This window comes from Micromonospora sp. NPDC005553 (assembly GCF_042871765.1).
Taxonomy (GTDB): domain Bacteria; phylum Actinomycetota; class Actinomycetes; order Mycobacteriales; family Micromonosporaceae; genus Micromonospora.
In genome coordinates this window covers 306881-322072 of record NZ_JBIAJD010000005.1, presented here as the reverse complement: position 1 = coordinate 322072, position 15192 = coordinate 306881, and the positions used below count along the sequence as shown (strand labels likewise).

Below are 15192 nucleotides of genomic sequence, written 5' to 3'. Positions count from 1 at the left end.
GGAGCGCCGCCGTGACGCCGCGCCAGCCGACCGCATCCACCGGCACCGCCGGCCCGCCGCCACTGGGACCGCCGGACCGCTGCCGCCGGACCGCCGCCACTGGGACCGCCGGACCGCTGCCGCCGGACCGCCGCCACTGGGACCGCCGGACCGCTGCCGCCGGCCCGCCGCCACTGGGACCGCCGGACCGCTGCCGCCGGCCCGCCGCCACTGGGACCGCCGGACCGCTGCCGCCGGACCGCCGCCACTGGCACCGCCGGACCGCAGCCGCTCGTGCCGGGACCCGCCGCCGCTGTGCGCCTTCCGGTCGCGGGGCACCGGCGTCAGCCCTGGCCGATCACCGCCGGGTCGTTGACGTACTCGCGGAGGTGCTTGGCGGTGAGGGTGTCCCCGGTGGCGACCAGCTCGGCCGGTGTGCCGGTGAAGACGATGCGGCCACCGTCGTGGCCGGCGCCGGGGCCGAGGTCGATGAGCCAGTCGGCGTGTGCCATGACCGCCTGGTGGTGCTCGATGACGATCACCGTGTTTCCGGCGGCGACCATCCGGTCGAGCAGGGCCAGCAGTTGGTCCACGTCGGCCAGGTGCAGGCCCGTGGTCGGCTCGTCGAGGACGTACGTGGTGGTCTTCTCGGCCAGGTGGATGGCGAGCTTGAGTCGTTGCCGCTCCCCGCCGGACAGGGTGGTCAGCGGCTGGCCGAGGCTGAGGTAGCCGAGCCCGACGTCGACCAACCGGCCGAGGATGACGTGCGCCGCCCCGCTGGGGAAGAACGCGTACGCCTCGGTGACGGACATGGTCAGCACCTCGTGGATGTTCTTGCCACGCAGCGTGTACGTGAGCACCGTGTCGGTGAAGCGCCGCCCCTCGCACCGTTCGCAGACGCTCGCGACGCCGGCCATCATCGCCAGGTCGGTGTAGATGAGGCCGATTCCCTTGCAGGTCGGGCAGGCGCCCTCGGAGTTGGCGCTGAACAGCGCGGCCTTGACCCCGTTGGCCTTGGCGAAGGCGGTGCGGATCGGGTCGAGCAGCCCGCTGTAGGTGGCCGGGTTGCTGCGTCGTGAGCCGCGGATCGGGGACTGGTCGACGATGACGACCCCGGACCGGCCGCGCAGGGAGCCGTGGATCAGTGAACTCTTGCCGGATCCGGCCACGCCGGTGACCACGGTGAGGACCCCGAGCGGGATGTCCACGTCCACGTCGTGCAGGTTGTGCAGGTCGGCCTGGCGGATGGCGAGCTGCCCGGTGGGTTGGCGTACGTCGGAACGCACTGTCACCCGGTGGTCCAGGTGCCGGCCGGTGAGCGTGTCGGAGCGGCGCAGGCCGGGGATGTCGCCGGTGAAGCAGATCCGGCCACCGTCGGTGCCGGCGCCCGGTCCGAGGTCGACCACGTGGTCGGCGATGGCGATGGTTTCCGGTTTGTGTTCCACCACCAGCACGGTGTTGCCCTTGTCGCGCAGCCGCAGCAGCAGGTCGTTCATCCGGGCGATGTCGTGCGGGTGCAGGCCGACGGTGGGTTCGTCGAAGACGTAGGTGACGTCGGAGAGGCTGGAGCCGAGGTGCCGGACCATTTTCACCCGTTGCGCCTCGCCGCCGGAGAGGGTCGCCGACTCGCGGTCCAGGCTGAGGTAGCCCAGACCGATCTCGACCAGGGAGTCCAGCAGGTCGCGGAGGTTGGCGACGAGTGGCGCGGCCCCCGGGTCGTCGACGGTGCGGACGAACGCTGCCAGGTCGCTGATCTGCATGGCGGAGCAGTCGGCGATGTTGCGCCCGGCGATCCGTGACGACAGGGCGGCCGCGTTGAGTCGGGTGCCACCGCAGTCGCCGCAGCTGGTGAAGGTGACCGCCCGGTCGACGAAGGCGCGGATGTGCGGTTGCATCGACTCGCGGTCCTTGGCCAGGAGGAGCCGCTTGACCTTGACCGCCAGCCCTTCGTACGTCCAGTTGTTGCTGCCCACCTTGATCTTGGTGGCCGGCTTGTGCAGGAAGTCCTCCCACTGTTGCGGGGTGAAGTCCTGGAGTTTGACGTCCGGGTCGAACAGGCCGGAGCCGACGATGGTCTGCCAGTACCAGGAGTCGACGGCGAAGTTGGGCACTGTGATCGCGCCGTCGTTGAGGGAGCGCTCGACGTCGACCAGCTCGTTGATGTCGAGGTCGGAGACCCGGCCCAGCCCTTCGCAGGTGGGGCACATGCCCTCGGGCAGGTTGAAGCTGAACGCCCCGGCGCCGCCGATGGACGGTTGGCCGAGCCGGCTGAAGAGGATCCGCAGCATCGCGTACGCGTCGGTGGCGGTGCCGACGGTGGAGCGGGAGTTGACCCCCATCCGCTCCTGGTCGACGACGATGGCCGCGCTGAGGTTGCGGAGCGAGTCGACGTCCGGCCGGTTGAGGTTCGGCATGAACGACTGGAGGAACGCGCTGTAGGTCTCGTTGATCATGCGCTGGGACTCGGCGGCGATGGTGCCGAAGACCAGCGACGACTTGCCCGACCCGGAGACGCCGGTGAAGACGGTCAACCGGCGTTTGGGGATGTCGACCGAGACGTCGGCGAGGTTGTTCTCCCGCGCCCCGCGTACCTCGATCATGTCGTGGCTGTCGGCGGCGGACCATGCTGGCTGCGACATACGAACCCTTCACGGAATCGTGGCGGGACTTTGCCCCGCCGGGCACTGGCGGGTTCCATTGTCTCATTCATCCCCATGTAAACAGTTCTGGCGAAGTTCGAGCGCAGGCAGTGGCGCTACGTGCGGGAAAGTCTCAAATCACGTCGTAAGCGGTACGGTGGCTCGCGTGGACGTCGCCTCGCAGGATCGGCTGCGCGCCGTGGACCTGGCGGCCACCGTCGGGATCTCGGTGCAGCAGGTGCGCAACTACGTCGAGTTGGGGGTGCTGCCGCCGGTGCGGCGCACCGCCAGCGGCTACCGGATCTTCACGACCGAGCACGCCCGGGCGCTGACCGTGGCGCGGCGGTTGGCCGAGGGGCACGGTTGGAGCCGTACCCGGGAGATCATGGCGGCGGTGCACGCTGGTGACCTGCCGGCGGCCCTGGCGGCGCTCGACGGCGGCCATGCCGAGCTGGACCGGGAACGCGCCGAGATTCGCCGGGTGCTCGGCGCCTTCGAGACCGTGCTGGCCAGCCCACCGGCGACCCGACCCGCACCACGCCACGGCGCCCGCATCGGCGAGGTCGCCGCCCTGGTCGGGGTCCGGACCTCGCAGCTGCGGCTGTGGGAGGAGCGCGAGCTGCTGCGGCCGGGACGCACCCCGGGGACCAACTACCGGGTGTACGACGAGGCGGAGCTACGCGCGGCGCAGGTCATCGCGTTGCTGCGGCGGGGCGCGTACCCGTTCGAGATCATCGCCGCGGTGCTGGGCGAGCTGCGGACCACCGGCAGCGCCCAGCGGGTCCGCGCCGAGCTGGGACGCCGCGAGCAGGAGCTGCACAACCGCAGCCTGCGTCGGCTGCGGGGCAGCGCTGCCCTGCACGACTACCTGCGCGCTCGCGGCGACGCGAGTTGACCGGCATCCCGTCCCGCCGGGCGATCGTCCTGACTAGGGTCGGGCACATGAGAGCTGCGCTGCTGGCGGCCACGACGTCCGCCGTCCTGCTCGCTCCCGTGCCGGTCGGTGCGACGGGAGCGTCCGCCGCGCCGACGGTGCGCTGCCCCCGGGTCCCGGTGCCGGCGGCGTCCCGCCCACCCAGGCCGTCGCCCCCGCCCGCCGTGCCCGAGCAACGGATGATCGGCGGCGCGGCGCTGGACACGGCCGGCCTGGTCGTGCCGTCCGGCGCGGCCGCGCCGCCGAGGGTCACCGCCACGTCGTGGCTGGTCGCCGACCTGGACAGCGGCCAGGTGCTCGGCGGCTGCGGCCCCCACGAGTACGGCACACCGGCGAGCGTGCAGAAGCTCCTGCTGGCGGCCACGATGCTGCCCAGGCTCGACCCGAAGCAGATTGTCACCGTCACCGACGCGGACATGAACATCGAACCCGGCTCGTCGGCCGTGGGCCTGGTCGCGGGCGGCCGGTACACCATCGAGACCATCTGGCTCGGGTTGCTGCTCAACTCCGGTAACGAGGCCGCCAACGCCCTCGCGCGACTCGGCAGCGGAACGGACAGCGCCGCCGGCGTACGCGCCATGAACGAGCAGGCCCACCACCTCGGCGCGCTCCAGACGCACGCGGTCACCCCGTCCGGGCTGGACGGCAAGGGGCAGTTCACCAGCGCGTACGACCTGGCGCTGATCGCCCGTGCCTGCTTCGCCGAGCCGAACTTCCGTCGCTACGCGCTGACCGAGCAGGCGTCGATTCCGGTTCAGCCGGCGCAACGCACCAAGGGCTTCGAGATCCAGAACGAGAACCAGCTCATCTACCGGTACCCGGGGGCGCTCGGCGGCAAGACCGGCTTCACCGACCTGGCCCGGCACACCTACGTGGGGGCGGCGGAACGCGGCGGGCGGCGGCTGGTGGTGACCCTGCTGGGCGCCGAATCGGCACCGGCGCGCGGCTGGGAGCAGGGCGCGGCCCTCCTGGACTGGGGCTTCACGCTGCCGCGGGGCGCTGCCGTGGGTCGGCTGGTCGAGCCCGGCGAGCTGACCGCCACCCCGTCGGCGGCGCCGTCCGCGCTGGCGGCACCCGGCGCGCCCCGACCGGCGGCGGCCAGTGGGCCCGCGCCTACCGGCTCGGGGTGGCTCTGGTCGGTGATGGCGGTCAGCGGCGCGACGGTGGTCGCGTTGATGGGCGGCGTGCTGTGGCGGCGTCGCCGCCGGATGCCCTGACGGATCGACATCGGGCGCTGCCGTCCATAGACTCCGGTCTTTCTGGCTCCACCAGTCCAGGAGGATCCCTGTGTCGAGTGAACTCGAACCGCGCCCCGCAGTGGCGGCACCCCGCCGACCGGTGCGCGCCCTGACCCGCCTCGCGGGGGTGACAGTGCTCGCCGGGGCGCTGGTCGTCGGCTCGTCCGCCACGGCGCTCGCCGCCCCGGGCCCGTCGGCCGACCCGGTGCGTGTCTCCGCCGCGCCGACCGTTGCTGCCGACGCCGCCACCCGACCGCCGCGCACCACCCACGGCCCGTGCGCGTACACCGAGACCCCGGATGAACCCGCGGCCCGGCCGGTGCCGCTGCCGCCCGACCCGCGACGCACCCCGGCCCGGGGCAGCGTCCGGGTGACAGTGGCGACCAACCACGGGCCCATCGGGTTGACACTGGACCGGGCCGCGGCGCCGTGCACGGTGCAGAGTTTCCTGCACCTGGTGAGCAAGCGGTTCTACGACCGCACCCCGTGCCACCGGCTCACTGCGTACCCGACGCTGAGCGTGCTGCAGTGCGGTGACCCGTCCGGTACCGGTGAGGGCGGTCCGGGCTACCGGTACCGCGACGAGTTGCCGACGGACCTGCCGCCCGCGCCCACCGACCCGACCGGCGAGCGCCGGGTGTACGCCCGTGGCGTGCTGGCCATGGCCAACGCCGGGCCGGACACCAACGGCAGTCAGTTCTTCCTGGTCTACGCCAACTCCGCGTTGCGCCCCAACTACACGATCTTCGGCGAGGTCGACGGGGCGGGCCTGGCCACGCTGGACCGGATCGCCGCCGGGGGAGTGGCACCGACCGCCGAGGACCCGGCACCGGTCGACGGCGCGCCCGCACTGCCGGTGACCATCCGCAAGGCCGTCCGCTGGCACCACCACCACTGACGGTGCGGCGCGGTGGGTGACCGTCGGTCGCTCACCGCGCCGACCGTGGGTGGCTCCCGGTAAGCGCGGCCTCGCCGGAATTTTCGGAACCGGACCGGAACCGGTCCAACCGGTTTCCGACGCAGGTCAGGCCGTCACGCCGAGGCGGGCGAGCCGGTCAGCGGGGCGGCGGTGCTGTCCCGAACGACCAACTCGGTGGCGAGTTCCACCCGGGGCGAGTCGATGCCCTCGCCCTGGGCCAGGCGCAGCACGGTCCGGGCAGCCAACCGTCCCATCTCGACCAACGGCTGGCGCACGGTGGTCAGCGGCGGTGAGGCCCAGCGGGCTTCCGGCAGGTCGTCGAACCCCACCACGCTCACGTCGTCCGGCACGCGCAGCCCGCGCCGCCGGATGGCCTCGTAGACGCCGAAGGCCATCTGGTCGCTGGAGGCGAAGATGCCGGTCGGCGGGTCGGCGAGGTCGAGCAGCGCGGTCCCGCCAGCGAAACCGGAGGCGTGGTAGAAGTCGCCCGGGTAGATCAAAGCGTCGTCCACCGGCACCCCGGCGGCCTCCAACCCGGCCCGGTAACCGTCGAGCCGGGCCCGGCTGCACAGCAGGTGCGTCGGCCCCGCCACGAAACCGATGCGCCGGTGCCCGATCGCGAGAAGATGTTCGGTCGCGGCGAGCCCGCCGGCCCAGTTGGTGGCGCCGATCGTGGGCACGTCCATGGCCGGTACGCCGGCCGGGTCCACGACCACCACCGGCACGTTGAGGCGACGCAGTTGCGCGTGCAGCGGCGGGCTCAGGTGCGAGGTCACGAAGATGACGCCGTCGGTGGCCCGGGTCCGCAGGTTCTGCAACCACTGCCGAGCCGCTGTGGGCTGCCGGTGGATCGCGGAGACCACGGTGCCGACACCCGCGCCGTGCCCGACGTCCTCCACGCCGCGAATGATCTCCACGGCCCAGGGGCTGTCCAGGTCGTTGAAGACCAGGTCGACGAGACCGGCGCGGCGAACGCTGCGGCTGGTGCGACGCCGGTAGCCGTGGTGGCGCAACAACTCCTCGACCCGCTCCCGGGTGTCCGGGGCCACATCGGAGCGTCCGTTGAGCACCCGTGACACGGTCGGCACCGACACTCCGGCCTCCCGTGCGATCGCGGTGATGGTCACCCTGCGTCCGTCGTCCGCGCCCACCCGCGTCTCCTTCACCGCTCCGGAAGCGACAGCATGCCGTCGCCACCGTGTGTCCCGGAACGGCGTGCACCGTTCCTCGCGCCATCTTGCCTCACCGATGGGGGTTGACGACATGCCAGGCCGACCGAAGCTTCGCTTCAGTTACGGAAAAGTTCCGGAGATTTTCCGGTTACTTTCGGCCGGCGGACCAGATGGATCCTGGGATGGTGGCCCTGGTCGGGCTGATAGACAGGACTCGTGCGCTACCGCCTGGCCGTCGTGCTCGCGCTCGCCGTGCTGCTCGGCGGCTGCTCGCGGTCGGAGCCTCGGCCCGCGCCGGCCGCGCCGCAGCCGGCGCCGGTGCGCCCCACCCCGTCGCCGAGCCCCGCCGAGCGGCTGCCCGGGTTCGTGGTGCTCAACGACCTCGACCCCCGTTTCCACGCCGACATCCGCTACGCCACGCCGCACAACTTCGTCGGCCGACCGATCACCGGCTACCACGAGCCGCTGTGCCTGCTCACCCGGCAGGCGGCCGAGGCGCTGCGCCGCGTACAGGACGCCGCGCTGAGCGGTGGGCACAGCCTCAAGGTGTACGACTGCTACCGCCCGCAACCGGCGGTGGACGACTTCGTCGCCTGGTCGAAGCGCCCCGACGAGCAGCAGACCAAGGCCGAGTTCTACCCCGACCTGGCCAAGAACCGGCTCTTCGCCGACGGATACATCGGCGCGCCCACCGCGCACAGCCGCGGCAGCACCCTGGACCTGACCCTTGTCGACGAGCCCGCCGCCAGCCAACCTCCGTACCGGGTCGGGCAACCACTGGTCGCCTGCACCGCGCCGCGCGGGCAGCGCTTCGCCGACAACAGCATCGACATGGGTACGGGCTTCGACTGTTTCGACCCGCGGGCGCACACGGCCGACCCCCGGATCACCGGGACGGCGCGGGACAACCGTCGCTTGTTGCAGCGGCTGATGACCGACGCCGGGTTCGTCAACTACGACCGGGAGTGGTGGCACTACAGCCTGCGCGACGAGCCGTACCCGGACACGTTCTTCGCCGCCCCGGTCGCCCGCTCCTCGGTCGGCTGACCCGCGGCCCTGAACTGCGGTCCTGACCCGCGTCCCCCGCACCGCATCCCCAGCACCGCGGGCCGCCGGTGCCGTCCGGCATGATCGTTTGAATGACCACCGAACGGATCGGCCCACCAGTCACCGGCGACGAGCGGGAGACGCTGCGCGCGTTCCTCGACTTCCACCGCGCCACGCTGGCCCTCAAGTGCGAAGGGCTGTCCGACGAGGACCTGCGCCGGCAGTCGATGCCGCCCTCCGCGCTGTCCCTGCTCGGTCTGGTGCGCCACCTGGCCGAGGTGGAGCGCGCCTGGTTCCGGCGGGTCATCGACGGCGAGGACATCGGGTTGGTCTGGTCGGAGACCGGCGACTTCCAGCAGGCGTACGACGCCACCTCGGCCACCCGGGCAGAGGCGTTCGACGCCTGGGAGCGTGAGGTCGCGCATGCCCGCCGGATCGAGCGGGCGGCCGCGTCGCTCGACGTGACCGGCCGCAACGCCCGCTCCGGCGAGACCGTGTCACTGCGGCTGGTGATGCTGCACCTGATCCACGAGTACGCCCGGCACAACGGCCACGCCGATCTTCTCCGCGAGGGCATCGACGGCACCGTCGGCGTCTAGCCCGCGAAAGGGACGCGGTCAGGTCCAGTAGAGGACCCGGCAGGCCGGCACGCGGGCGGTGAGTTCGGCGGTGAACCAGTCGCGTAGCTCGGTCATCTGCTCACGCGGGTAGACGTACTTCACCGCGCCGAACTTGCCGTGCTTGCGGGTGCGGGACTCCTCGTCCATCTCCAGCCGGGTACGCGGGTACCAGCCGAGCAGCACCTCCTTGCTGCCCGGCGTGAACCGGTGGGTGATCAACTCGGCGGTCAGGTCCAGGTCGGGCACCCCGTCGACCGCCGCGCGGACCTGGTCGAGCAGTTCGCCGTATCGTTCCCGCCAGTGCGGCAGGGCGATGATCGGCGCGATGGTCAGCCCGACCGGGTAGCCGTCGAGGGCGAGCCGGCGCAGCGCGGCCAACCGGTCCGGCACCCGGGCGGTGCCGCCCTCGAACCGTTCGCTCACCGGGGCGCAGTTGACGCTGAAGCGGACCCGCGTCCGGCCGGCGTGCGGCAGCCCCACGAAGGTGTCCACGTCGGCGTACTTGGTGGTCCAGCGCAGTTGCACGGGGGCGTCCCAGTCGGCGAAGTGCTGCACCGCGCGCCGCCAACTGCCGGTCAGGTGCTCCAGGGCGAGCGGGTCGGTGTAGCAGGACGCCTCGAAGGTGGTGCCCTCGTCGGCGCGCCGCGCGTTGCGGCTGGTCACCGTCCCGCGCCCGGCATACGCGGCCAGCCCGGTGAGGATGTCGTCGAGGTCCGCGTACACCCGGGTCACCGGCGGGCCGGACAGGGATCCGGCGAGGTAGCAGTACTGGCAGTGCGCAGGGCAGCCCTCGGCCAGGTCGACCCGCCAGTCGGCGCTGGGCGCGATGGGTTGCAGCACGCGCCGCGAGGGTGGGCTCACCACTATCGCCATCGTCGACTTGGCCCGGGCATAGGTCTCCCGGTCGGTCTGCCCGCGTACCCCGGTGAGCCGGTTGGCGCGCAGGTGTTCCACCTCGATCCCGAGTGCCCGCACCCGCTCGACGATCCGTTGGCCGTGCGGGTGGTCGAGCGCGGCGGGGGTGGCCACCACCCGGCTCGGGGTCCAGCGGCGCGCCGAGCGGGTCGGCGGCGCGAGGCCGGCGAGGTCGCGGGTCGGCACGCGTTCGCCACTGGCGTCGTGCGGCGCGGCGGGCACGTCCACGGCGAGCGGCTGGTCGACGTCGACGCCGTCCGGGCTGGTCACCGGGCCGGGGTACCCGCTGCCGCAGGAATCCCACCCGTTCGGGCGATCGGCGATTGACGCGATCAGGTCAGAGGAATAACCTTTCGTCTATCTGTAAACCTTGTGAACAGATGTATCTCGACGCGGCGGCGCGCGTCCCCACCGAAGGGACGATCAGGTGATCGCAGAACTCTCCTCCCGTACCAGACGAATCCTGTCGTTGTTCGTCGCCCTGGTCGTCGCGCTGACCGCCGGTGTCGCTGTCAGCGCCTCGCGAAGCGCGCAGGCCGCGCCGACGTTCAAGGTCCTGGCCTTCTACAACGGCACCTGGGACGCCGCGCACATCGACTTCGTCAAGGACGCCCGGGCCTGGTTCCCGCAGGCCGCCGCCCAGCACGGTTTCTCCTGGGAGGCCACCAACAACTGGAGCCTGCTGAACACCTCCAACCTGGCCCAGTACAAGGTCGTCATGTTCCTGGACGACGCGCCGCCCACCGCGCAACGGGCCGCGTTCCAGCAGTACATGCAGAACGGCGGGGCGTGGCTGGGCTTCCACGTCAGCGCGTGGACCGACAACCCGTCGAGCTGGAGCTGGTACTACAACACCTTCCTCGGCACCGGCTCGTTCCAGACGAACACCTGGGGACCCACCCGGGTCACGATGCGCGCCGACAACCGCACCCACGCCGCCACCCGGAACCTCCCGGCGACGTTCCCGTCGTCGATCAGCGAGTGGTACTCCTGGAGCAACGACCTGCGGCAGAACCCCAACATCGACATCCTCGCCTCGGTCGACCCGTCCAGCTTCCCGGTCGGCACGGACCCCAACCAGTCCTGGTACGGCGGCTACTACCCGCTCGTCTGGAGCAACCGGCAGTACAAGATGCTCTACACCAACTTCGGCCACAACGCGATGAACTACAGCACCAACACCGGGCTGTCGTCCACCTTCGACAGCGCGCAACAGAACCAGCTGCTGATCGACGGGCTGCACTGGCTGGCTGGCGTCGGCACCGTCCCGCCGACCACGCCCCCGCCGTCCGACGGCATCTCGCCGACCGCCTGGCACACGGTTGTCAACCGGGGCAACGGCAAGTGCGTGGACGCGCGGGCCGCGGCCAGCGCGAACGGCACGGCCATCCAGCAGTACGCGTGCAACAGCAGCGCCGCGCAGCAGTACCAGTTCGTGCCGACCAGCGGCGGGTACCTGCGGGTCAACAACCGCAACAACAGCTCCCAGGTGATCGACGTGACGGACCGGTCGACAGCCGACTCGGCACGCATCCAGCTCTGGTCCTACAGCGGCGGCAACAACCAGCAGTGGCGGGCCGAGCCCGAGGGTGGCGGCTACTACCGCCTGGTCAACCGCTCCAGCGGCAAGTGTCTCGACGTGCCGGGCGCGTCCACTGCGGACAGCGTCCAGCTCATCCAGTACACCTGCAACGGCACTGCGGCGCAGTCCTTCCGGCTGGTGCCGCAGTCATAGCTCCACCGCCACGTCCGCGCCGGGGTGAACCGCGACTCGCCCCGGCGCGGACCCGGCGGCGCGCGCGAACCGGTGTGCAGCAGGCAGGCCCGTTCGTCGATCGCCTCCAACAGGCCGGGACGGCAACGACTGCTCCAGCTTGGCCAACGCCCGCGAGCTCTCCTCCGACCGCGGACGGGGTGTGAGAGCGCCGGTTATTCGGTTGCCCGACCGACGGCGGCCTGCTGAACTACCCGAAACCGCCACCAACCTCCAGGGAGCACCAATGCGCGCTGCGTCGATGTCCGACCAGAAGGGATCTGTCGCCTACCTGAAGGACCTGACGCTGCGTGAAAACCCTGAACCTCGGCATCCTGGCTCACGTCGATGCCGGTAAGACCAGCCTGACCGAGCGGCTGTTGCACGACGTCGGTGTGACCGACCAGCTCGGCCGCGTCGACGCGGGCAGCACCCAGACCGACACCCTGGCACTGGAACGGCAACGCGGGATCACCATCCGCTCGGCTGTCGTCTCCTTCGTGCTGGACGACGTGACCGTCAACCTGATCGACACGCCCGGTCACCCGGACTTCATCGCCGAGGTCGAGCGGGTGCTTGGTGTGCTCGACGGCGCGGTGCTGGTGATCTCCGCGGTGGAGGGGGTGCAGCCGCAGACCCGGGTGCTGATGCGAACTCTGCGCCGGCTGCGCATCCCGACGCTGATCTTCATCAACAAGGTCGACCGGGCCGGGGCAGACCCTGACCGGGTCTTCCAGGCGGTCGCGGAGAAGCTCACGCCGAGCGTCGTGGCGATGGGCGCGGTGGCGATGCCGGGGACCCGCAGCGCTCACTGCACGACGTACGGGCCCACCGACCTCGCCTTCAGCGACCGGCTGCTCAACCTGCTCACCGGCCAGGACGACGTGCTGCTGGCCGACTGGGTGGCGGACACGTCCTCGCTGCCGTACTCACGGCTACGCGCTGCGTTGGCGACGCGGACCGGCCGCGCGCTGGTGCAGCCCGTGTACGCCGGCTCGGCGATCACAGGTGCCGGGGTGCACGCGCTGATCGCCGGGATCACCGAGCTTCTGCCCACCGTCCAGGGTGACGCCGACGCCCCGGTCTCCGGCACCGTGTTCGCCATCGAACGGGGTCCAGCCGGAGAGAAGATCGCACTGGTCCGGCTCTTCGCCGGCACGATCCGGATTCGCGACCGGGTCCGCGTCGGCGCTGTCGACGCTGAACTGGTCACTGCCGTACGAGTCGTCGCCCATGGGGCCGACGTGGTGGCGTCGGCGGTCGAAGCCGGTCACATCGCCCGGTTGTGGGGCCTCAAGCGCGCTCGGATCGGCGACCCGGTGGGCGTACCACCCGAACACGCCGGCACCGACCGCCACTTCGCGCCACCCACCCTGGAGACCGTGGTGGTGCCGACGCGCCCCGCAGACCGGGTCGCGCTGCACGCCGCGCTGATCCAGCTCGCTGAGCAGGACCCGCTCATCAACCTGCGGCAGGACGACCGGCAGCACGAGATCACCGTGTCGCTCTACGGCGAGGTGCAGAAGGAGGTCATCCAGGCCACCCTTGCCGACGACTTCGGCCTGGGGGTGACGTTCCGGGAAACCAGCACGGTGCACGTGGAGCGGGTGTGCGGCGTCGCCGGGGCGGTGGAGGTGATCGCGGTGGCGCCCAACCCGTTCCTGGCCACCGTCGGGCTGCGGATCGCGCCGGCGCCGACCGGTGCCGGCGTGACGTTTCGGCTCGGCGTCGAGTTGGGTTCGATGCCACCGGCCTTCTTCACCGCCGTGGAGGAGGCCGTGCGCCGAACCCTGCGCCAGGGCCTTCACGGGTGGGAGGTCCCCGACTGCGAGGTGACGATGACTCACGCCGGTTACTGGGCGCGGCAGAGCCATTCCCACGGCACCTTCGACAAGAGCATGTCCAGCACGGCGGGGGACTTCCGCAATCTCACCCCGTTGGTGCTGATGGCCGCACTCGCTCGTGCCGGCACCCGCGTCCACGAGCCGGTACACCGCTTCCGGCTGGAGGTGCCGGGTGACGTCCTCGGCACGCTGCTGCCCGCGCTCACCCGGCTGGACGCGGTGCCGACCGAGGCCACCGGGCAGGGCGTGTCCTACCTGGTGCAGGGTGAGATCCCGGCCGGTCTGGTGCACGCGCTGGAGCGTCGCCTGCCTGCGCTGACCCGGGGGGAGGGCGTGCTGGAGACCGAGTTCGACCGCTACCGGCCGGTGCGTGGCCCCGCCCCCGTCCGGACCCGCTGGGACAACAATCCGCTGGATCGCAAGGAGTATCTGCTGGCGGTCGCGCGCCGGGTCGGCGGCCGGTAGCGACGATATCCATTGCGGACGCGCGGCAGCCCTCCTACTGTCGTCGGTGCACCGTCAACCGATCAACCCGGAGGGAGTACGCCATGTCGCGACGTGTCCGCACCGACGCCCGCTGGTGCCTGCTCCCCGCCGGCACCCCTTTGCAGCTCACCGCCAATGCCCGTGCCTACCCCCCAGCGCGGCGCAACGAGCCGGGGTGGCGCGACTGACGCCGACGCTGACGCGTCCGTCGGCCGCCCATCCCCACCGGGATCGGGCGGCCCTTTCGTATCCGCGCACCGCCGCTGGCCGCCAAATATGATCATTAACGGTCACCGCACGACAGAAGGAGACCACTATGGGATTCACCCCCCTCGCCGGTACCCGGGCACCGGTCCGGGTCTGGACCGACCCGTACGCCATCGAGCCGCAGGCCGCCAAGCAGCTGCGCAACATCGGCGCGCTGCCCTGGGTGCAGGGTGTCGCCGTCATGCCCGACGTGCACTTCGGCAAGGGCGCCACGGTCGGCTCGGTGATCGCGATGCGGCAGGCCGTCTCGCCGGCCGCGGTCGGCGTCGACATCGGCTGCGGGATGTCCGCGGTGCGTACCTCGCTGACCGCCGCCGACCTGCCGGACGACCTGGCCGGGCTGCGCTCCGCGATCGAGGCCACCATCCCGGTCGGCTTCGCCCAGCGCACGGACTCGGTCGACACCCGTCGGATCCGGGGCCTGGAGCAGGCCGGCTGGGACGACTTCTGGGGTCGGTTCGCCGGCCTTGACCGGCGGGTGGCGCAGCTGGAGACGAGGGCGCAGCGGCAGATCGGCACCCTCGGCGGGGGCAACCACTTCATCGAGGTCTGCCTGGAGCAGGGCGGCGCCGACGAGGGGCGGGTCTGGCTGATGCTGCACTCCGGGTCCCGCAACATCGGCAAGGAGCTGGCCGAGCGGCACATCGGGGTGGCCCGAAGGCTGCCGCACAACGTCGACCTTCCCGACCGGGACCTGGCCGTGTTCCTCGCCGGAACGCCCGAGATGGACGCGTACCGGCGGGATCTCTGGTGGGCGCAGGAGTACGCGCGGCGAAACCGGGCGGTCATGCTGGCCCTGCTCTGCGGCGTGGTGCGTGAGCACTTCCCACAGGTCGGCTACGACGAGCCCATCAGCTGCCACCACAACTACGTCTCGGAGGAGAGCTACGACGGGGTGGACGTGCTGGTGACCCGCAAGGGCGCCATCCGGGCCGGCCGGGGTGACCTGGGCATCATCCCCGGGTCGATGGGCACCGGGTCGTACATCGTGCGGGGGCGGGGGAACCCGGACGCGTACTGCTCGGCGTCGCACGGGGCGGGGCGTCGGATGTCCCGGGCGCAGGCCAAGCGGACGTTCAGCACGGAGGACCTGGCCGCGCAGACCGCCGGGGTGGAGTGCCGCAAGGACGCCGGGGTGGTCGACGAGATCCCCGGCGCGTACAAGGACATCACCGAGGTGATGGCCCAGCAGGAGGACCTGGTCGAGGTGGTCGCGCACCTCAAGCAGGTGGTCTGCGTGAAGGGCTGACGTGCCGTGGGGGGCCGGGGAAACCGCCCCCCCCGCCCCCGGGGCCAAACCCGCCGAAAACCCCGCCCCGGGGGGCCCGGGGCCCCGGCCCGGCACCAGCCCCCCCGCCGGGGGGTGGGTGGGGGCCCCC

The 15192-nt window shown here is 71.7% G+C and carries 12 protein-coding genes; 9 read left to right on the top strand and 3 right to left on the bottom strand.

Annotated elements, in window-relative coordinates:
- Window positions 1–323: 323 nt before the first annotated feature.
- A complete protein-coding gene (locus ACFYPG_RS22325; protein WP_387353735.1) occupies window positions 324–2618 on the bottom strand; it encodes an ATP-binding cassette domain-containing protein in 2295 nt (764 codons plus the stop codon).
- Between the two features lie 166 nt (window positions 2619–2784).
- On the opposite strand from ACFYPG_RS22325, the gene ACFYPG_RS22320 reads away from it, so the two are divergent.
- From ACFYPG_RS22320 to ACFYPG_RS22310, 3 genes are all read left to right on the top strand, one after another.
- Window positions 2785–3513 (top strand): MerR family transcriptional regulator, encoded by a 729-nt coding sequence (locus tag ACFYPG_RS22320; protein WP_387353734.1) that lies wholly within the window; start codon window positions 2785–2787, stop codon window positions 3511–3513.
- A 47-nt stretch (window positions 3514–3560) separates the two neighbouring features.
- Window positions 3561–4769 carry a D-alanyl-D-alanine carboxypeptidase family protein gene (locus ACFYPG_RS22315; RefSeq protein WP_387353733.1) on the top strand — a complete coding sequence of 403 codons (1209 nt, stop codon included), beginning with the start codon at window positions 3561–3563 and terminating at the stop codon, window positions 4767–4769.
- 70 nt (window positions 4770–4839) lie between these two features.
- The gene (locus ACFYPG_RS22310) at window positions 4840–5688 is read left to right on the top strand and encodes a peptidylprolyl isomerase (protein WP_387353732.1); all 849 of its coding nucleotides are present in this window, start codon (window positions 4840–4842) and stop codon (window positions 5686–5688) included.
- A gap of 134 nt (window positions 5689–5822) precedes the next feature.
- Here the strand turns inward: ACFYPG_RS22310 and ACFYPG_RS22305 are convergent, their stop codons facing one another.
- A complete protein-coding gene (locus ACFYPG_RS22305) occupies window positions 5823–6860 on the bottom strand; it encodes a LacI family DNA-binding transcriptional regulator (protein WP_350864793.1) in 1038 nt (345 codons plus the stop codon).
- Window positions 6861–7097: 237 nt separating this feature from the next.
- On the opposite strand from ACFYPG_RS22305, the gene ACFYPG_RS22300 reads away from it, so the two are divergent.
- Together ACFYPG_RS22300 and ACFYPG_RS22295 are read left to right on the top strand one after the other, a co-directional pair.
- Window positions 7098–7928 carry a M15 family metallopeptidase gene (locus ACFYPG_RS22300; protein ID WP_387353731.1) on the top strand — a complete coding sequence of 277 codons (831 nt, stop codon included), beginning with the start codon at window positions 7098–7100 and terminating at the stop codon, window positions 7926–7928.
- Window positions 7929–8020: 92 nt separating this feature from the next.
- Entirely contained in the window at window positions 8021–8527 is a 507-nt protein-coding gene (locus tag ACFYPG_RS22295; RefSeq protein WP_387353730.1) for a DinB family protein, read from the top strand.
- Between the two features lie 18 nt (window positions 8528–8545).
- Here ACFYPG_RS22295 and ACFYPG_RS22290 read toward each other — a convergent pair whose 3' ends face one another.
- On the bottom strand, window positions 8546–9733 hold the full coding sequence (locus ACFYPG_RS22290) for a spore photoproduct lyase family protein (protein ID WP_387353729.1): 1188 nt from the start codon (window positions 9731–9733) through the stop codon (window positions 8546–8548).
- A gap of 157 nt (window positions 9734–9890) precedes the next feature.
- On the opposite strand from ACFYPG_RS22290, the gene ACFYPG_RS22285 reads away from it, so the two are divergent.
- From ACFYPG_RS22285 to ACFYPG_RS22270, 4 genes are all read left to right on the top strand, one after another.
- Complete coding sequence (locus tag ACFYPG_RS22285; RefSeq protein WP_387353728.1) at window positions 9891–11198, top strand: RICIN domain-containing protein; 1308 nt, start codon at window positions 9891–9893, stop codon at window positions 11196–11198.
- A gap of 329 nt (window positions 11199–11527) precedes the next feature.
- Window positions 11528–13525 carry a GTP-binding protein gene (locus ACFYPG_RS22280; protein WP_387353727.1) on the top strand — a complete coding sequence of 666 codons (1998 nt, stop codon included), beginning with the start codon at window positions 11528–11530 and terminating at the stop codon, window positions 13523–13525.
- 83 nt (window positions 13526–13608) lie between these two features.
- Complete coding sequence (locus ACFYPG_RS22275; RefSeq protein WP_387353726.1) at window positions 13609–13734, top strand: hypothetical protein; 126 nt, start codon at window positions 13609–13611, stop codon at window positions 13732–13734.
- A 128-nt stretch (window positions 13735–13862) separates the two neighbouring features.
- On the top strand, window positions 13863–15062 hold the full coding sequence (locus ACFYPG_RS22270) for an RtcB family protein (RefSeq protein WP_355009123.1): 1200 nt from the start codon (window positions 13863–13865) through the stop codon (window positions 15060–15062).
- Window positions 15063–15192 lie beyond the last annotated feature (130 nt).